Genomic DNA, 19253 nt, shown 5'->3' with positions numbered 1-19253 from the left:
TTAAAAATTAAAATTTGGTAACGACATGATTTATCATATTTAAAAGCATTTTTGGCTAAACTCTCGCCCAAAAATAAGCAAAATAAAAGGTTAAATTTGAAAAGACTTAGTGTAAATGAGGCCATCGATCTTATAGAAAATGCACCGCTTCACGAGCTTGGCAAGATGGCATTAGCTAGAAAAAAAGAGCTTCATCCAGAGGGCATTACGACCTTCATTGTAGATCGCAACATCAACTATACAAACGTCTGCTGGGTGGATTGTAAATTTTGCGCATTTTACCGCCACGCAAAAGAAGAGGACGCTTATGTGCTAAGTTTTGAGGAGATCGGCAAGAAGATCGAGGAGCTTATCGCCATTGGCGGCACGCAAATTTTATTTCAAGGTGGCGTTCATCCAAAGCTAAAGATCGAGTGGTACGAGGAGCTTGTAAGCTACATCAGCAAGCACTATCCAAGCATCACGATACATGGCTTTTCTGCCGTTGAGATCGACTACATCGCAAGAATTTCAAAAATTTCTACAAAAGAGGTATTAAGACGCCTAAACGAAAAGGGCTTATACTCGATGCCAGGGGCTGGAGCAGAGATTTTAAGCGACCGCGTTCGTGACATCATTGCCCCTAAAAAATGCGACACCGCAGACTGGCTTCGCATACACAAAGAGGCGCACGAGCTTGGTATAAAAACGACTGCGACGATGATGTTTGGCACGGTTGAGAGCACTCGTGAGATCGTGGAGCACTGGGAGCACATCAGAAATTTACAAGATGAAACGGCTGGATTTAGAGCCTTTATACTTTGGAGTTTTCAAGGGCTAAATACAAAGCTCATGCAAGAATTTCCAGAGATCAAAAAGCAAAGCTCAAACGTCTATCTAAGGCTTCTTGCGGTTTCAAGGCTCTTTTTGGATAACTTTAAAAATATCCAAAGCAGCTGGGTCACGCAGGGCAGCTACGTTGGTCAGCTAGCGCTTCTTTTTGGCGCAAACGACCTTGGTAGCACAATGATGGAAGAAAACGTCGTAAAGGCCGCAGGGGCTAGCTTTAGGATGAATCAAGACCAGATGATCGAGCTTATAAAAGATGTCGGAGAAATTCCAGCCAAGCGTAACACGAACTACGATATTTTGGAGAAATTTTAGATGAAAATTTTAGATATCAATGTAAAAAATGTAAAAATTCCAGTCGTTTTTGAAAGCTCAAAAGCGATGCCAGTAGTGAGCCTTAGACTTGTTTTCAAAGCAGCTGGTAGCTCACAAAATGGCAAGCTCGCAGGCCTTGCAAGGCTAAGTGCAAATTTGCTAAACGAAGGCGATATGAAGCTAGGCTCGGCTAAATTTGCCAAAGAGCTTGAAGTAAGGGCGATTAGCCTAAATGCAAGCTGTGGCTTTGAGACATTTTGCATAGATCTAAACTGCCTAAAAGAGCACTTTGCCTTTGCGTGCGGCAAGCTAAAAGAGCTTATAAGCGCTCCAAATTTGACAGAAGAAATTCTAAATAGGTGCAAAACCGTCACACTTGGCGAGATCGCAGCAAATGAAAACGACTTTGACTACGTGGCAAGGCAGGGGCTTTTTGAGCTTTTATACCCAAAAAGCGTGCTTGCCCAGCCAAGCATCGGCACTAAAAAGAGCATAAAAGCGATCATGCTTGAAGATGTGAGAAAGTTTTTAAACGAGCATTTAGACCTTTCAAATTTGCTTTGCGTGCTAGGCGGCGACATCGACGAGAAACAGACAAAAGAGCTCGCTAGTGTTTTAGAAATTTTAAAACCTGGTAAAGCACGAAAGTTAGAGCACTTTAGCCCAAGCGATAAGTGCGAAAGCAGCGAGATTATCAGGCAAAGCGAGCAGGCCTACATCTACTTTGGCGCACCATTTAACGTGAGAGCTGAGGAGAGATACAAGGCTGCAGTGGCGACATTTATCCTGGGCGAGGGTGGCTTTGGCTCGAGGCTCATGGAGGAGATCCGCGTGAAAAGAGGGCTTGCTTATAGCGCCTACGCTAGAAATTTGCTAAATCTCTCTTACAGCCAGCTCTACGGCTACATGCAGACAAAAAATGAGAAAAAAGATGAAGCGATCGCCGTTATAAAAGATGAAATTTTAAAATTTAGTAAAAAAGGTGTTAGCAAGGCCGAGCTTGAGCAGGCTAAAAAATTCTTACTTGGCTCGTTACCACTTAGACTTGAGACACTATTTAAGCGCCTTGATATCGCACAAAGCGAGTTTTATGAGCATGGCGAGCTTGGGGCATTTTTAAAGGACCTTGATAAAATTTCAGCCCTTTCGCTAAATGAGCTAAATAACTTCATAAAAGCCCACGCAGAGATCAATCAGCTAAGTTTTTGCGTCTTAAAAAATGAAATTTGAAGCAAGCGACAGAGCAAAACTTCTAAAAATAGGCGTGCTTAGCCTACTTGACCTTGCTCTCGTGCTGCCAAAGGGCTTTGAGGATACGACGATCGCTAAGAGCCCAAGAGAGGGGCAGGTCTGCATAAATGTAAAGATCACCTCACTCGCCTCGCGCCCTGGCATGCTAACGGCACTTGCCTTTTGCGAGCAGTGGCAAAGTAGCGTAAAGATCGTCATTTTTAACGCAAAGTCTTGGCACTACGGCGCTTTTAAGATGGGCAAAGAGATGGCGATATATGGGCTTTGCTCCTATGCCTTTGGCTCGTGGCAGATAATAAATCCAAAAATCACCACAAAAATAGGCCAGATTGTGCCTAAATTTAAGACCGAGCTAAAAGACGATGAGGTCAAAAAACTCGTTTTAAAATATATAAATTTACAAAATTTATTAGCCGAGGGCTTAAGTGAGCGAGAGGCTAAATTTCTAGCTGAGCTGCAAAGACTAGACGAGCAAAGTGTACAAATTTTATACCGCCTAAAAAACGATAATGAGGGCGTGCACATTTTAAAATTTGTAGAAATTTTTAACTACATAAAAAAGCTAAGTGCTAAAAAAACCTACTTTAAAAGCCCAAAAATCAAGCTTTTTGATATAAGCTCTTGGCTTAAAAGCTTACCATTTACGCCGACAAATGACCAGCTAAATGCGATAAATGATATCAGAGACGACCTTAGTGCTGTGCAGGCAAAAAGACGCGTCATAATGGGCGATGTGGGAAGCGGCAAGACACTAGTGATCCTAGCATCAGCACTCAGCGTATATCCGCAAAGTGCCATTTTGATGGCGCCAACAAGTATCTTAAGCGAGCAAATTTACAATGAAGCAAAGAGGCTATTGCCGCCATTTATGAATGTGATGTTGGTTCAAAGTGGAGAGAAAAAGATAGACTTTAGCGGGGTAAATTTGATCGTTGGCACGCATGCGCTGCTCTTTCACGAGCTACCAAACTCACCGCTAGTCATGGTCGATGAGCAGCACCGCTTTGGCTCAAACCAGCGCAAAAAGATAGAGGAGCTGGCCTCAAACGAGGACGAGCGAGCAAATTTTGTGCAGTTTTCAGCTACGCCCATACCAAGGACGCTAAGTTTGATCCAGTCATCTATCGTAAATTTTAGCTTTTTAAAGCAGATGCCGTTTAAGAAAAATATAACGAGTCAAATTTTAGGCGCTAGTGAGTTTGGCTTTTTACTAACCCACATCAAAAAGCAGCTAGAAAACGGCTTTCAAGTAGCCATCATCTATCCGCTAGTTGAGAGCAGTGAGAGCTCAAACTACCAAAGCCTAAATGAGGCGCAAGGCTTTTGGCTAAAGAATTTCAAAAATGTTTTTGTCACGCATGGCAAGGACAAAGAAAAAGAGGAAATTTTAAGGAGATTTAGAGAAGAGGGTGAAATTTTGCTTTCAACCACTGTTGTTGAGGTTGGAATTTCGCTACCAAGGCTAAATACGATAGTGATCGTAGGCGCTGAGAGGCTAGGACTTGCCACGCTTCATCAGCTAAGGGGCAGAGTAGGGCGAAATGGCGGCGATGGATACTGTTTTTTGTTTACTAAGCTAAAAGAGACGCCTGCTAGGTTAAAAGAATTTTGCGCGACAAATGACGGCTTTAAAGTGGCCGAGCTTGATCTTAAAAACCGCCAAAGCGGCGATATACTAAATGGCTTTTTCCAGCATGGAGCGACATTTAACTTCTACAACTACGAGGATGATATCACGCAGGCTGCAAAGGCTAGAGTGGCGACACTTGCTAAAAATAATGCCTAGTTGCTTTTAATTTAACTTAAATTTTTGATTTGATTTTGTTGGCTTTAAAATTTAGCAGAGTAAATTTTAATAAAATTATTTTTCTACTCTGCGTTCTTTGCATACATTCTCGCATGGTATGCCGTCACGATCGCGATCAAACCCACTGCGTCCGCATTTTCTTAAATAGTGATATGCTTCTTCGCAACTTTTCATCTCTTTGCAGTAGCGTTTAGAACAATCAAATTTATCCGCCGCGTTTGCCATCAATGCAAAAAATAAAATCAAAACTACTTTTTTCATTTTTACTCCAAAGGCAGTATTAAATAAGAAAAATAATACAAAAAGCGCTCAAAAGAATTTCTCTTTTGAGAGTATAAATTTAAAGAGGATATGTTAAACAGCACTCTCTTTTTACTTCGTCGATGTAGCTTACGTTTAAGCTTAGTCCGTAAAGCTTGCTTAAATTTTCGCTTCTTATGATCTCATTAACTGTACCAAACTCAACATTTCCATCACCTTTTACAAGTGCGACATATCCGCCAAGAAGTACGGCAAAGTCAGGGTTGTGAGTGGTTAGCACGACCGAGTAGCCAAGCTCTTTTAGCCACTTGAGCGTGCGTAAAAATTTATACTGGTTGCCAAAATCAAGCGCGCTCGTTGGCTCGTCAAATATAATCATTTTTGGCTGTGCAGCCATCGCACGAGCGATCATACACATCTGCTTTTGACCGCCACTCATTTGAGTGATAAATTTCTCTTCAAGGTGCTCGATCTCAAGCTTTTTGGTGTAAATTTTAGCGATCTGCTCATCCTCTTTGCTAGGTCTTGCAAAGATGCCAAGGTGCGCCGCACGTCCCATCGTGATGAACTCAAGTCCAGTGTATTCATACTCGGCAACCTCGCTTTGAGCCACATACGCCATGATTTTAGCACGCTCTTTGTTGCTTAGGCTATCTACGTTTTTGCCATCAAGAAAAATTTCTCCTGAAACTGGCTTTAGTGAGCCACTTATTAGCCCAAGAGTGGTTGATTTGCCAGCTCCATTTCGACCAAGTATGGTTAAAATCTCACCTGCGCCTATCTTTAAATTTACATTTTCTAGTTTGCCAGCCCCATTTGGGTAGCTAAAGTTTAAATTTCTGACTTCAAGCATCACGCAACCTTTTTATTTCGCCACAAGACCCAGACGAAAAATACCGTACCGATAAAGCCAGTAAGCACGCCAAGAGGCACTTCGCTCACACTTATGCTACGCGCTAAAGTATCAACAAATAGCAAAAATATCGCACCCATAAATATGCTTGCAGGCATGCTTCTTATGTTATTTGCGCCAACTAGCATGCGCGCTAAATGAGGTATGAGAAGTCCCACCCAGGCCACTATACCGCTTATGCAGACGCTACAAGCCGTAAGAAGCGTGGCGCAGATGATGATGATAGAGCGCTCGTAAGCTACATTTACGCCAAGTCTAGCTGCGCTCTCGTCGCCAAGAGAGAGCAAATTTATACGCCAGCTCATTGCGATTAGCAAAATGGCGCAGATGATCATCACAGGTGCTATATATTTTAAATTTTCACTATCAAGCTTTGCTAGGCTTCCAAGTTGCCAATAAACAATGTCAGGCAGCTTCGTTTCAGGGTCAGCGACATATTTTAAAAAGCCGATCACTGAGCCCATTAGTCCGCTTACGATGATACCAGAAAGAACTAGCATAAGCGTGCTTGAGCGGCCCATCATCTTTGGTATTGCTAGCGTGATAGCAACGGCTGTTAGACCAAAGCCAAATGCAAAAGCCTGCACCCAAAATAGCGATAGATCAAAGATGATAGCAGTGGCTGCTCCCACGCAAGCACCAGCTGAGACGCCAAGAAGATCGGGGCTAACTAGCTGGTTTTTAAAGACGCCTTGATAGGCCGCACCACTCACGCTAAGAGCGGCTCCGACAAGTATAGCTGCGATGATGCGCGGGATGCGTAAATTTTCTATCACGTTTGCAATGTTGCTAGCTGCGCCATCTCCTAGACCAATGCTATGAGCTAACACGCTAAATACATCGCCAAATGATATGTAAAATCTGCCAACGCAAAGTGCGACAAAGGCGCAAAGAAGCGTTAGCAGAGCTAAAAAAATGGTAACTAATGAAAAATTTGCGTTTTTCATATATTATTTTTTGCTACCGTCTGGGTTTAGACCTTTTAGGATATAGCCATACTCTGTATCGCTAAGATCGTGGTTTAAGAACTCTTTGTAAAACTCTTTTGTCTTAGCTTTTACATCTACATCTTTAAATAGATCTGGTTGGATAGTCTTTGCTGCCCATAAAATTTGAAGAGCGCTCTCTGCGCCGTATCTATCCCAGCCAAAAACGCCTTTTGGGTTGCCATAAACTTTGCCGTTTTTAACAGCATTTGAACCTGAATATGCAGGATTTTCTTTTATACTTTTGATCTGTGCGTCTGTATCAGCACCACCAACGATGATGATATCAGGGTTTGCGTTGATGAGCTCTTCAGCTGTTAGCTCGATCATAGAGCCCTCTTTTGAGACTGCGTTTTTGCCGCCAGCTAAATTTATCCAAGTGTTTATGATAGTTTTTGTGCCATCAACCTTTAATAAATTTGCTCCGCCAAGCAAGTGAAGCACTTTTGGACGTTTAGCATCAGGGATGTTTTTTGTTCTATCAGTTACAAATTTAGTGTTATCTTGGATATTTTTTGTAAGTTTATCAGCCATAGCTCTAGCCTTGTCAGTGCCGATCACTTCAGCTGTTGCGTAGATACTTTTCTCCATATCTGGGTAATCTCTAAAGATCAAATTTACAGCGCTAAAGCCGTTTTTGCTAAGCTCGTCTTGATAGTTTTTGCTTGAGACTACGACAACATCAGGAGCAAGCTTAACAAGCTCTTCGATCTGAAGATCTTTGCCATCAAGTGCGGCTGGTAAATTTTTAAGTCTTGGATAGACGAGGGCAAACCACTTGTTTTTCTTGATCTGATCGGTTGTAGCTACAACTTTATCCATACCGCCAAGCGCTAGGATGATCTCGTTGTTTGCGTGCCAAAGAGCAGCGATCTTTTCAACCTTCTCAGGCACGCCTACTTTGACGCCTTGCATATCTGTTATGCTTCTAGCAGACTCAGCTGCGTTTAGGCTAAGAGCCATAAAAAGTGAAGTAACAAGGCTAAATTTAGCCATTTTTTGCAAAAAAATTCTTTGCATATTTTTTTCCTTTACTTTAAAAATATAAAGTTGTATATTAATAATTTTTAGGTTAATTCTATGTAAAATTCCGCCAATTTCATAAATTTTTTAAAATTTTTATTAAGACAATATATATCTTTTATTGACATATATCATTAGCTGCTTTTTTAAAATGAGATAAACTTCGCCTTAAAATTTTTAAAAAAGGAGAATCAATGCGTGAATACAAAAAGTATTGGCTAGCACTTGTTACAGTACTAGTAATTTGCTTTAGTATTTTAGGCTACTACGGCGTTGAGGTTTATAGAAGCTCGCCACCAGTTGTAAATTTTACAGATGAGAATGGCAATGTCGTTATCGACAAAGAGAGCATCTATAAAGGTCAAGAGGCCTGGCAAAGCATAGGAGGTATGCAAGTTGGCTCTATTTGGGGACACGGTGCATATCAAGCACCTGATTGGAGCGCAGACTGGCTTCACAAAGAGTTAGTTATATTTTTAGAGTTAAAAGCAGATGAAATTTATCACTCAAAATATGCTGACTTAAATGATGAGCAAAAGGCAAATCTAAAAGTTCTACTTAAAAAAGAGTACCGAGAAAATGGCGTAAAAGACGATAAAATCGTACTTAGCAGCGATAGATTAAAGGCTATGAAACAAGTAAGCCAAGAGTATTCATCACTTTTTGGAAATGACCCTAAGTTTAAATCTTTAAGAGAAGCTTATGCGATGAAAGAAAATACTCTTCCAAATGCTTCTGATAGAGATGATCTTAATAACTTTTTCTTCTGGTCAGCCTGGGCAACCGCAGCAAATAGACCTGGCAGCGATGCTACATATACAAACAACTGGCCACACGAGCCACTAATCGATAATGTACCAACAAGCGAAAATATATTTTGGTCAGTTGCAAGTGTTGTAATACTTATTGCTGGTATTGGATTTCTTGTTTGGTTTAGCTCTTTTTATGGCAAAAAAGATGATGAAAAGTTGGAAGCTATTAGCGAAGATCCGCTTAGTAAATTAAGCCTAACTCCATCTCAAAAAGCTCTTAAAAAATATCTTTTTGTAACTTTGGCTCTTTTTGCATTCCAAATTTTAATAGGTGGCTTTACAGCTCACTATACAGTCGAAGGACAAGAATTTTACGGTATAAATTTATCAGCTTATATTCCTTATTCACTTGCTAGAACATGGCACATTCAGGCTAGTATCTTCTGGATTGCGACAGGATTTTTAGCAGGCGGTCTTTTCTTAGCACCTATTATAAATGGCGGTAAAGATCCAAAATTCCAAAAGCTTGGCGTAGATTTATTATTTTACGCACTACTAATCCTTGTAGTTGGCAGTTTTGCTGGCGAGTATTTAGCGATCGCAAATATTATGCCTATAAATTTAAGCTTCTGGTTTGGACACCAAGGATATGAATATATCGAGCTTGGACGTGTTTGGCAAATTATTTTATTTGTTGGTCTTGTCATTTGGATGCTACTTTTACTTCGCGGATTTATTGGCGGATTTAAGAACAAAGGTGATAAAAATTTACTTGCTATCTTTGCAGCTTCAGCCGTTGCAGTTGGATTATTTTACGGAGCAGGATTATTTTATGGTCAAAGAAGTCCACTTCCAGTGATGGAATACTGGCGCTGGTGGGTTGTACACCTTTGGGTTGAAGGCTTTTTTGAGGTCTTTGCTACCGCTTCACTTGCTTTTGTGTTTGTTAGTCTTGGTCTTGTTTCAAAGAGATTTGCTACGTTTTCAACACTTGCGAGTGCATCACTTTTCTTAGTAGGCGGAATTCCAGGAACTTTCCACCACTTATATTTTGCGGGCACTACTACACCTATAATGGCAGTTGGCGCTAGCTTCTCAGCACTTGAGGTAGTTCCTCTTGTATTGCTTGGAGCTGAAGCTTATGAGCACTACAGACTTCAGTTTGCTCAAACTTGGGCTAAGACATTAAAATGGCCACTTTACTGCTTTATCGCAGTTGCTTTCTGGAATATGCTAGGCGCTGGTGTATTTGGATTTTTAATCAATCCTCCGATTTCACTATTTTATATCCAAGGCCTAAATACGACTCCAGTTCACGGACATGCTGCGCTATTTGGTGTTTATGGATTTTTAGCACTTGGATTTGTTTGGCTAGTAGCTACTTATCTATTCAAAGGTCAAGAATTTGACGAGAAGCTTATGAAAGTAGGTTTTTGGGGCTTAAATATAGGCCTTATGCTAATGATCGTGCTTTCACTACTTCCAATAGGAATTTATCAAGCATTTGCAAGCCTAGAGCATGGTATGTGGTATGCAAGAAGCGCTGAGCTTTTACAACAATCACACTTGCAAAATTTAAGATGGGTAAGAATGATTGGTGATACGATTTTAATAATCGGTGGAATCAGCTTCCTTGCACAACTTCTAAAATTTATGCTTAATAAAAAAGCTTAAAATTAAAGGGGTGTTTTGCCCCTTTATTAAGCTATCTTTTCATAAAATAACGCAAATTTAAAAGGAAAGAAATGATTACATTTTTTAAAAGAATTTGCATTATTTTTATCGTGCTTTTACACTCTTTTTTGGCTCTTGTAGTTGATTATTCATTTCCACACTATGCAAATGTACAAATCACAGGTGGCGATCTCAAACGTATGGACAAAGATGGCATTATCGATGATAAAAATCCAGCTGATGGCCTTACTAGAGATATTTATCTTATCTATACTAAAGATTCTAATAATCCAAATAAAGTTATGGCTTATAGAAATGAAGATACCGCATGGGGATTTCCGTTTTATTTTAAATTTAACTCAGCTGATGTACAAGCCAAGGTTCAAGGTTTTGCAAATAGCGATAAAAACGTTACTGTAAAATATTATGGATATAGAATTTCTATGCTTCAAGAGTTTAGAAATATTATATCGCTAAAAGAAAACTGCAATGATACTAGTTGGCCGGTAGCTAGCTATGTATTTTACTTTATTTTGTTTATCTCGCTAATCATTTGGATAAGAAAGATAAATAAGGCCTTTAGACCAAAAACTAGTGAAAATTTAGAGAAATAGATAGCATTTGTTTTAACTATTTGATATTTTAAAAATCAAAAAGAGAGCTTTGTCTCTCTTTTATCTTTAAAAAAATTCTGACGCCATCAGGTATTCTTAGTTCATTTGCTCTACTATGCTATTGCTGTATTCCTCTACGCTTTCCCAGTCCATAAAAAAATTCCATATCTTGATGCTTGCAATTATTTTTTAAAAAATACTTACTTTTTTACAGCACTTACTTCTTTGCCGTGCTCTCCACCAGCTGTAACTTAGTTTATGTCGTTTTAATTTAGTTCGCCAAGATCTTCTTAAAATGGCTTACGGGGAATCCTTCTTGTATCTAGATCTATCTTATGTAGGGATATCTATTCTATAAAATTTTAGGCACTTTTTGATTTTAAAGCACTCTTTCATTATGTTTGGACGTTGAGTTAAAAACCAAAATTGATAATTTGATAAGGTTTTTATAACTCTGATAATCTAATCAACAAAGCTAAATAAAAATTACTCATAAAATTTACAAAAATATAGTTGGATTTTTAACGCTTAAAGGATCGCTCAAACGCTTGGGTAAATTTTAAATTTAAAGCCATTTTGCTGGCGTAGCAGTCTTTGTAAGCAGGGTTTTGGACTATAGGAAGAAATTTATAGTGGGTCGGTATAAATTTTAGGGGCAAAGCTGCCCCTATTTTTAGTATAGACCAAAAGTTCCGTCTGTTCTTTTGTAGATCACACGCATTTTTGCGTCAACATCGTTAAATACGTAAAATTGTTTATCACTTGATTTTAGTTTCTCAAGTGCTTCTTCGACTTCAAGTGGTTTATAAATTTCAAGCTCCATAGGCACGATCTCCTCGACACCTTCGATCTTTTCTTCGCCTATTCTTGAGCGAAATTCTTTATCGTCAGCCTTGCCTTTAACAGTAAATTTCTTATCATGCTCTCTTCTTAAAACTTTTGATGCTTTTTCGATGGCAAGATCGATCGCAGCGTAAAGATCTTTATCTTTTTGGCGAACGACTATGGTGTCTTTATGGGCCATATTTAGAGAAAATTCTGCATTAAAGCCTTTTTTTCCTTGTTTTTCATCGGCTGCTACAACACATCTTGCTGAGATGATGTCGAGATTGTATTTGCCAAGCGTATCAAAAGCGTCTTGGATATAGTTTTTGATTGGCTCTGTTAGCTCAAATTGTTTTCCTACAATGCTTATGTTCATCGTAATCTCCTTTATAGAAAGTAAGATGATTATAACACGCTAAAACTAAAAACAAATTAAACTAAAATCTTTATAAAATTTTAAAGTTTCTGAAGAGTTCGTTTGTGAAAATTTATAGGATTTGGCGTTTTTTTATCTTTTGATGTTACAAAAACATCAAAGATCATGTTGCCAGTACTTGCGACTCCGTTTGTTCCTGGCATGATGGTCGGTGGAGTGCATATACCGATATCGCCAAAGTAAGTTATTTTTACTTTAAAGTCGAACATATCGTTAAATTCTCCATTTACTTTATCTAAGCATTTATTTGAAAAATCAGTTCTAAAAATTTCAAACATCGCATACTCTGCTGCTGCTTGAGCAACGAGCTGTGCTTGCTCTCTTAGATAAATTTCACTACTTTGTCTAGCTGATGTGCTAGCTATCGAAAGAGCAAGAGTACTGATAGAAGCTGCCACAACTAGAAAAAATATCGCCGCTATTAATGTAAATCCTTTTCTCATTAATAAACCGCCTTTGACTTGCAAATGGTTATTTCTGATTTTTCTGCTTTAAGGCAAAGCTTTAGCGCGATGACACCATTTTTTTCTGTAAAGACAAATCTTGTTACGTGTTTAGCTAGCGTTGCACTTTCGGCTTTGATATCCTTTGTAGATGTTGGGCTAAATTTTTTAAAGCTTTCATTTAGCCATGGTCTATAGTTGTAGTAAATTTTAAGGTCAAAAGAGCCATTTTGTATATCCTCGGCACTTTGCTCAGCTGGCGCTATGGCAATGGCTGTATAAGCTAGCTTATACTGTTCTGAAATTTTTTTATTTTTAAAATCACTTGAAATTTTAAGCGTATCGATTGATTGTATGCCTACTTTTGCGATATCTAAGTGCCTTTGGTCTAAATTTTCTTGATAGCCAAAGCTGCTACCAACTCTATAAAGTATGCTAGAAAATATCGCTACTAAACCACCATTTTCATTATCGGCGTTTATACACCTAGAGCCGCTATTTACATCTTCTTCATTGCTATCATTTTCGCAGGTCAAGTCCATTACGCCATTTCTAAAAGCATCATTAAATTTACTTCCAGGGCTTTTTAATCCATTTGCAACAGAGCTATTTGCAAGATCTACATATCCGCTATATATGCCTTCTTCGATGATAGGATCTCCGTTAGTATCATCTCCTTTATATTCGTTTATGCCATTAAATAGCTCATAAGCAGCTGGGATAAATTCTAAAATTTCAAAGTCACTACTTAAATTTACGCCACTATCATTTAGAGCTAGATAATCTCCATTTTTTTTCCTGGCGATAACGCTTTGTTTGATTCTGTGGCTAAGTAGCATTGAAATTTGCTCTAGAGCGATTTCGCTTTGTGTTTCTAGTTCGTTTATTACTTTGCTTTGAAAATAGTTTTGATATAAATTCATAAGCGTGTTAAAGCTCATAAGTGAGATAACGCCAAGCACGGTGATGACTATTATTAGCTCAATTAACGTAAAAGCTTTTTTTGTTTTTTTCATTTCCATTCTTTTACACTTAAAGTGCTGCTTTCACCTATGTTAAAGGCATATCCATAAAGTACGCTTTTGCTCTCTTTCGTAGTTTTCATAGTCGTATCTAGCTTTATCTGTAAAACGTCACTATCGTTTAAAGGAGTGCTAACTACAAATTTATCAGCTCCATTTGTTATGGTTGGAGTCGTTTCTGTATCTATGATAAAGTCGCGTTTAGTAGTGCTAGCAGTTGGTGAGATAGATTTTTGGGTATTGAAATTTTTGATAGATTTTACTTTAAAATTTACGCTTTTGATTGATTCTGGAAGCTTTGAATCAATAGGCCTTGTGGCACACGCAGATGAATTTTGCACTGGATATGCAAGTATCCTATGCCCTTCACCTTTTACTCCACTTTTTTCATAAAAATCTGGATTTGCCCCTTGCTCGCAGATAATAAGGGGAAAAATTATAGCCTCTTGAGTGGTTATAGATGATGGCATGGTATTTTTGCCAGCTATTAATACTTGATCGCTAAATGGTGCTTTTAATATTAATGACATATAGGTTTTAGCATTCATTAGTCCTTCTTGCATTAAGGACTGCTCGCTTAAATTTGAAGTAGTTCTTACCGCTAGTGGCAGGCTTGCACTTACTATGGCTACTACAAGCACTGACAAGATAAGCTCTATCAATGAAAAGCCACCTCTTTTTACCACTCTATTCTCCTGTTTGTCTTATCGCTTATATCTAGGTTATTATCACTATTTGATTTTACTCCTATAAAACCTCCAACTGCACTGCTTGTCTTATCCTCTATATTATTGCTCTTTAGGACTTTACCAGCCCATTCGCCATTTGGTACTAGAAAATTTAGATTGAAATTATTTGTTTCAGTTTTTTCATCAAATTCACTATAAAGAAGCCAACTAGGTGCTCTCATTTTAGCTACATCAGTAACCGCTGAAGGGTTTCTTATAAAAATTATCTGCTCGCCATTGCTTATACTACTTACATCATTTCTTAAAACAGTGCCGCTGTAAGTGTTTGTAAAGCTAAAGTCGTGATAGTTAAGTACTCCTGCGTTATGTTTTGGATTGGTAGCCCAAAATGGTGCAGCTGGAAAGTCTTGCCACAGTTTGCCATTATCTTTCATATAGATATTTTTATTGCATCCATCGCAGTAGGCACCATAATAAATTTTGGCATAAAAGCCACTATAAAGCCCTTCATAAAATGGTGCATAAACCCTACCAAAGTAAAATTTTGCTGTCGTTTCTGTTGCTGGTTTTTCATATTTTTTTACTGTATCGGTGCTATCTGACATGCCGCTAAAGCTAAAATCATTACTTGAAATAGTAAAAGGATTTTTGGCATGATTTACTTTTCTTTCAAAATTAAAATATACTTCACCTTTACCTACGCCATTTACAAAAGTATTTTTCTCTACATAAAATGTTGATTTTGTAGCACTTGGATCTATTGCTTTTCTAGTATTTGAGCCAGGAATTTCAAAAAATAAAATTTCTTCATTTGCTTTTGCTAATGTACCGGCATTGCCATCATTATCTGTAAAATTTAAAGGAACTCTATCTAGTTTTATATCAAAGTTCATATTTTTTGCATAGCAATCTTCATTATAAAGTTTTGCAGGGTCATCGTTAAACAACCTAGCAGTTACTTCAAAGTCAAGCTTTGCTTTTTGTATGCCTTCATTATCAAGGTATGTTATATCGCTATCTTTTGTTATCTTTAACTTGCTTATTTGTATATCTTTTGGCCTAAATAGATAATCTCTATTACCTTCTAGCTTTATACTACATCCGATCCTTCCTTCTTGAGCAGTATCTTGTGATGGATCGTTGCTAATTGAGTTTTTTACACAATCATCAGCTCTTGATGGTGTATGTTGATCAGTTATTGTATAGTCTTTGTCTAATACATAAAAATATGTATCGCCTATATCTGAGTAAGAAAAGCCAACAGGTCCACTCGATGTGTGACGGAAAATTTTACCCAATGCTTTATTTGGATCGTTAAAATCTACGCTTAGTTTGTTCTCACTCTCTATAATGCTAGGATCACAAGTCGCACTATATGCTGGTACAAGTTTTATCTCTCCATTTGAGCCACTTATGTTGTTTATATAGCCATTTGCTAAGCCACTATCAAGAGGTTTCATAGCCGCAAGAGCAATGTTATTATAAACTTTGCCACCTATTAAAACATTGTTATTATTGATCGTATTCTTGTCAGTATCCCATAGCCTAAAGTGACTTGGTCTTATAGTAAAATCATCTAATTTTTCACATTCAACCTTTGTAGTATTTGTCACTGGATCAAGATGAGAAATTCTAAATTTTACGCTTTTATAGGCTCTGTCAATACTAATGCCTGATAACAAAATATCAGTTACGCCATTAAATGTTATATCTTGTTCATATAAATTTGTTGGAGCACTGCAAGACTCGACCAACTCTACTTTTACATCTACTGGAGCATCTGGTACTTTTTTGTTGCCATCTGTATCATAGTTCGTGATATAGACATTAAATGGCGTAGAAACGATTTTAGTTAGAAGTCTATTTTTAAATTTAGTTTTAAAAGCTGCTGAGCCATCGTCTTGTCTATTGCTTGCGACGAAATTATTTGGACTGGCACTAACACCTAAAGTAATGTTGTAATTTTGATTGCTACATCTTCTTATATATGTGTCATAGGGCTGTAAATTTATATCAGCATTAGCAACTGTGGCTTTGTAACTATTTGGCTCAAATTTAGACTTAAGGGTAGTTTCATATATAGCATAAGCGTAGTTGCCTTGATGAATTAGCATTTCTCCACCCTTATTTGCAGCCGCACCTTGTCCTAAGTAAAAAGTTAAGTCATTTCCGCTTAATTGCTGCAAGCCTGTGTTGTCGTTATAGTGTACCTGTCCTGACATAGTAAGCAGATCACTAGGCCCTTGCGATGCTTTATCTGCGTATATGTAAGTTGAGTTTGGATTATAAATTTGGCTTGGATCTATTGTGGCTTTTAGTGCAAAGTCTTGGGCGGCTTCATTTGTATTATTTGTAACTTCAACGAAAGTTTTTAAAATAGTATTTGCTGGCACTACCGTTGGTGTATTTTCTTGCACCTTTGTAAAAGTACTATCGCTAGGTTTTTTTGCATAAATATACTCCATATAGCAAACATCTGGTTTGTATATACGAGAAGAAAAGCCAACTAGAGCTAAATTTATACGGTCAGCACTTACGACATTAGCACCGCCTGAGCTTTTAATCGTTGTAACTGTAAATTTTATATCCGCTTCTTTTTGAGCATATGACATTTTGTCCGATATATCAAATATATCTAAGTCTGTTTGAGAGTGAAATTTTTTACCTGGATTTATAAGTTGTCCAAATTTTGTCATAGTTGAGTTAAACTGATCGCCTTGCGCGTTATATCCGCTGGTGATACTCTGATAGCTGCCACCTTTTTTTATCTTAATATCTTCACCCTTTGTTTCTGGCTTGCCGCCAAATGAAAACATTGTGAGCGAAGCATCTATATTTCCTGCTTTTGGTGTGTAGATATTTTCAAATTTTACATCTATGGTTGAGCTCTTTACAGTACCAAATGGATCGCTTGACTTCATCCAGTCTGCTGCAAGCCTTTCTAGTCCATCAAATATACTAACAAGCTTTGGCTCTATATTGTTTGCTGCAGCGGTTTTATCATCAAAGTCATAAATGATGACCAAACTCCAAGCTGCAAATTGTGGTGCAATGGATTGTATCCAGTAACCATTTTGCCCTTGAACTGGTGAGAATAGTAGCGTGCCGTATGTTTTTTTTAGTTTTCTATTAGTAGAGTTGTTTACCTTATATGTGCCATCATTTGGGTCTATAAATTCATCACTAAAGGGAATCGTAGTGGATCTGATATTGCCAGCATAAAATGTCCTATCTGACTCACTAGTGCCAAGAGAATCTCTAACTATATCTGTTACATCAGCGCTTGCTACATATTGGTAGTTTATTCCAGCCTTTACATAGTAGCTATTAGACTCGTTTTGATTGTATGATTCAAGAGTCATTGATTTTGGTTTATACTCACTAAATGAACCAAACCAAAAGACATCTTTTGGATCAGCATCTATTGTGATTGCATTTTTTCCAGGAGCTTTAAAATCAATCCTGCTATATCCTTTTATGTAATTTAAAGCACTTACATATAAATTTGACCCAAGATTTTTTATTGCCCAGTTTTGATAAAGAGAGCCACCCCAATAAAGCCTGGCATAGACTACGTTTTTACCTTTTAAATTATTTTGTATAAAGGTATTTTTCTCACTAAAATCAAACGTGGAAGAGGATGAATTTTTACAATAAGGATGCTTGCTAGGATTATAAATATATGTTGTTTGACAAAGTGTGTAATTACTAGACGTAAAACTACCAGTATCTAAAAATATTCTATCGGCTGTAGATGATGTTCTTGTTACGTTAGATGGATCTGGAACAAAATTATATCCAGCGTATTGTGGAATCATAATAGTAGCACCAATGGTAGCTATATCTCCATTTACTCTGGTATTTAGATTTCCATTTATTGATCTTTGTCTTAAGCCTTTAGAGTGATCATCCCACATACCTATTAATGATCGTTTATTCCATGGAGAAAATTGCTCAACGTAAATATGATAGTGATCTTGTGCTAAGCCTGAAAAAAAGCTATTGGTATCTATCGTCCAGGTTCTATCAGATTTTCTTATGCAATGTGGGATATTTTTAGAAGAGTTGTCTTGGTACTCTTCAGCGTCTATAAAGCAAGAATAATTTGCTCCACTACAACCAATAGATGCTGCTTCTGCTGTCGTACAAGCTCTGGGTGCACAAAAACCAAACGTGACAATAAGACAGAGTAAGTATACTATCTTCACAACAAATCCTCTAAATAACAATAAAAAATCTCTCCTTAGATTTTCTAAAAGCTTTTAGCTACTATTTTTGTATAAAATTTTCTATCATTTCAGCTTGCCCGTACTGAGGATATTTGGCAATGTCTAAAACGACTTGAGATAAGGTCATATTATCCATATTGCAAACGATAGGAGCTATAAAATTTACAGTTGATTTTTCAAGCGGGAGTGCAACAACGATAATGTTATAAATTCTGAGTTGAGAGCTTTCTTTAATCTCCATAAGATCTTCATAATAGCTTGGAATATCGAATTCGTAGCTTCTTAATGCAAAAGGATTTATCATTGTAAAAGATGTCTCATCATCTTTGCTTGCTAGCTTAACAAAAAATTTATCAAGTTCAATTAACTCCATCGTCTTGATATGCTCAAAGCCTAAAATAGGGCTTTTAACGCTAAAAATCATACTAACTCCTATTTTGTAAAGTTACCGTATTTTATCATAGTTTTAAAAAATTTATACAAAAATAATAGCAAAAAATGTAGAATACGAGGATTTAAACTTTTTAAGGAAAAGCATGAAAAGATTTTCTAAATTTCTAGCAGTTGTAGCTCTTTTAGGGCTTTTTAGTGGTTGTGCTGAAAAATATACCGAGCTTTACAATCTAACTCCTGATGAGTGGTATGCTCAGGTTATCGCTGATATAAAAGATGGTGATCTTGAAGCGGCCGATAAACACTATGTCTCAATGGCAAGCGAACACGTAGCAAGCCCACTTTTGGAGCAAATTTTACTTATCCTTGCCCAAGCTCACGCAAATGACGAAGAGTATCTCATGGCAAATCACTATCTTGACGAGTACATCAAAAGATACGGCGATAACGGCCCAAAAACAGAATTTGCTCAATACCTAAAGATAAAAGCAAATTTTGACTCATTTACTCAGCCAAACCGCAACCAAAAGCTTATGGAAGATAGCGTAACAGAAATCGAGAAATTTCTTTATATGTATCCAAATACTGAATATAAGCCACTTATCGAGACTATGCTTATTAAATTTAAACTTGCACTTTATTTCCTAGATATGCAAATAGCTGATCTTTACAATAGGACTGGTCGTGATGTTTCGGCCAAAATTTACGAGCAAAAGCTAGAAGAGTCGCCGTTTAGAAACTCAGATCTTATCAAACCTGATGTAGCATGGTATAGAAAACTGTTTGAATAGG

The 19253-nt window shown here is 37.6% G+C and carries 16 protein-coding genes; 6 read left to right on the top strand and 10 right to left on the bottom strand.

Going from position 1 to position 19253, the window contains the following annotated elements; translation table 11 throughout:
• The first annotated feature begins 96 nt into the window (after positions 1-96).
• The 3 genes from A3223_RS02390 to recG are packed head-to-tail and all read left to right on the top strand — an operon-like array spanning position 97 to position 4180.
• Positions 97-1143 carry a dehypoxanthine futalosine cyclase gene (locus tag A3223_RS02390; RefSeq protein ID WP_084108480.1) on the top strand — a complete coding sequence of 349 codons (1047 nt, stop codon included), beginning with the start codon at positions 97-99 and terminating at the stop codon, positions 1141-1143.
• The gene (locus A3223_RS02385) at positions 1144-2373 is read left to right on the top strand and encodes a M16 family metallopeptidase (protein WP_084108478.1); all 1230 of its coding nucleotides are present in this window, start codon (positions 1144-1146) and stop codon (positions 2371-2373) included.
• Entirely contained in the window at positions 2363-4180 is a 1818-nt protein-coding gene (gene recG, locus A3223_RS02380; protein ID WP_084108476.1) for an ATP-dependent DNA helicase RecG, read from the top strand. The genes A3223_RS02385 and recG overlap by 11 nt, the downstream gene beginning before the upstream one ends.
• Positions 4181-4255: 75 nt before the next feature.
• Here the strand turns inward: recG and A3223_RS02375 are convergent, their stop codons facing one another.
• The 4 genes from A3223_RS02375 to A3223_RS02360 form a co-directional block, all read right to left on the bottom strand.
• Positions 4256-4462 (bottom strand): excalibur calcium-binding domain-containing protein, encoded by a 207-nt coding sequence (locus A3223_RS02375; protein ID WP_072594813.1) that lies wholly within the window; start codon positions 4460-4462, stop codon positions 4256-4258.
• A gap of 79 nt (positions 4463-4541) precedes the next feature.
• A complete protein-coding gene (locus A3223_RS02370; protein ID WP_084108474.1) occupies positions 4542-5315 on the bottom strand; it encodes an ABC transporter ATP-binding protein in 774 nt (257 codons plus the stop codon).
• Complete coding sequence (locus A3223_RS02365; protein ID WP_084108472.1) at positions 5315-6322, bottom strand: FecCD family ABC transporter permease; 1008 nt, start codon at positions 6320-6322, stop codon at positions 5315-5317. Before A3223_RS02365 ends, A3223_RS02370 begins: the two co-directional genes overlap by 1 nt.
• 3 nt (positions 6323-6325) lie before the next feature.
• Positions 6326-7357, bottom strand: a complete 1032-nt coding sequence (locus tag A3223_RS02360) for an ABC transporter substrate-binding protein (protein ID WP_180378692.1) — start codon at positions 7355-7357, stop codon at positions 6326-6328.
• 221 nt (positions 7358-7578) lie between these two features.
• Between A3223_RS02360 and A3223_RS02355 the strand changes: the two genes are divergently transcribed.
• Both A3223_RS02355 and A3223_RS02350 read left to right on the top strand, forming a co-directional pair.
• Positions 7579-9810 (top strand): nitric-oxide reductase large subunit, encoded by a 2232-nt coding sequence (locus A3223_RS02355; protein WP_084108467.1) that lies wholly within the window; start codon positions 7579-7581, stop codon positions 9808-9810.
• A 71-nt stretch (positions 9811-9881) separates the two neighbouring features.
• The gene (locus A3223_RS02350; protein WP_084108464.1) at positions 9882-10424 is read left to right on the top strand and encodes a DUF1523 family protein; all 543 of its coding nucleotides are present in this window, start codon (positions 9882-9884) and stop codon (positions 10422-10424) included.
• A gap of 673 nt (positions 10425-11097) precedes the next feature.
• Here A3223_RS02350 and hpf read toward each other — a convergent pair.
• The 6 genes from hpf to fliW form a co-directional block, all read right to left on the bottom strand.
• Positions 11098-11625 (bottom strand): ribosome hibernation-promoting factor, HPF/YfiA family, encoded by a 528-nt coding sequence (gene hpf, locus A3223_RS02345; RefSeq protein WP_021090930.1) that lies wholly within the window; start codon positions 11623-11625, stop codon positions 11098-11100.
• 80 nt (positions 11626-11705) lie between these two features.
• On the bottom strand, positions 11706-12128 hold the full coding sequence (locus A3223_RS02340; protein ID WP_072594818.1) for a hypothetical protein: 423 nt from the start codon (positions 12126-12128) through the stop codon (positions 11706-11708).
• Complete coding sequence (locus A3223_RS02335; RefSeq protein ID WP_257639221.1) at positions 12128-13144, bottom strand: type II secretion system protein; 1017 nt, start codon at positions 13142-13144, stop codon at positions 12128-12130. The genes A3223_RS02340 and A3223_RS02335 overlap by 1 nt, the downstream gene beginning before the upstream one ends.
• Positions 13141-13836 (bottom strand): type II secretion system protein, encoded by a 696-nt coding sequence (locus A3223_RS02330; protein WP_084108458.1) that lies wholly within the window; start codon positions 13834-13836, stop codon positions 13141-13143. The genes A3223_RS02335 and A3223_RS02330 overlap by 4 nt, the downstream gene beginning before the upstream one ends.
• The gene (locus A3223_RS02325; RefSeq protein ID WP_141081788.1) at positions 13830-18047 is read right to left on the bottom strand and encodes a hypothetical protein; all 4218 of its coding nucleotides are present in this window, start codon (positions 18045-18047) and stop codon (positions 13830-13832) included. The genes A3223_RS02330 and A3223_RS02325 overlap by 7 nt, the downstream gene beginning before the upstream one ends.
• Before the next feature lie 61 nt (positions 18048-18108).
• Positions 18109-18492, bottom strand: a complete 384-nt coding sequence (gene fliW / locus A3223_RS02320) for a flagellar assembly protein FliW (protein ID WP_054196362.1) — start codon at positions 18490-18492, stop codon at positions 18109-18111.
• A 112-nt stretch (positions 18493-18604) separates the two neighbouring features.
• Between fliW and A3223_RS02315 the strand changes: the two genes are divergently transcribed.
• Positions 18605-19252 (top strand): outer membrane protein assembly factor BamD, encoded by a 648-nt coding sequence (locus tag A3223_RS02315; protein WP_072594822.1) that lies wholly within the window; start codon positions 18605-18607, stop codon positions 19250-19252.
• The last annotated feature ends 1 nt before the right edge of the window (position 19253 follow it).

It is taken from the genome of Campylobacter concisus, assembly GCF_002092855.1.
GTDB classification, from domain to species: Bacteria; Campylobacterota; Campylobacteria; order Campylobacterales; family Campylobacteraceae; genus Campylobacter_A; species Campylobacter_A concisus_AI.
This window is presented reverse-complemented; position numbering and strand designations above follow the sequence as displayed.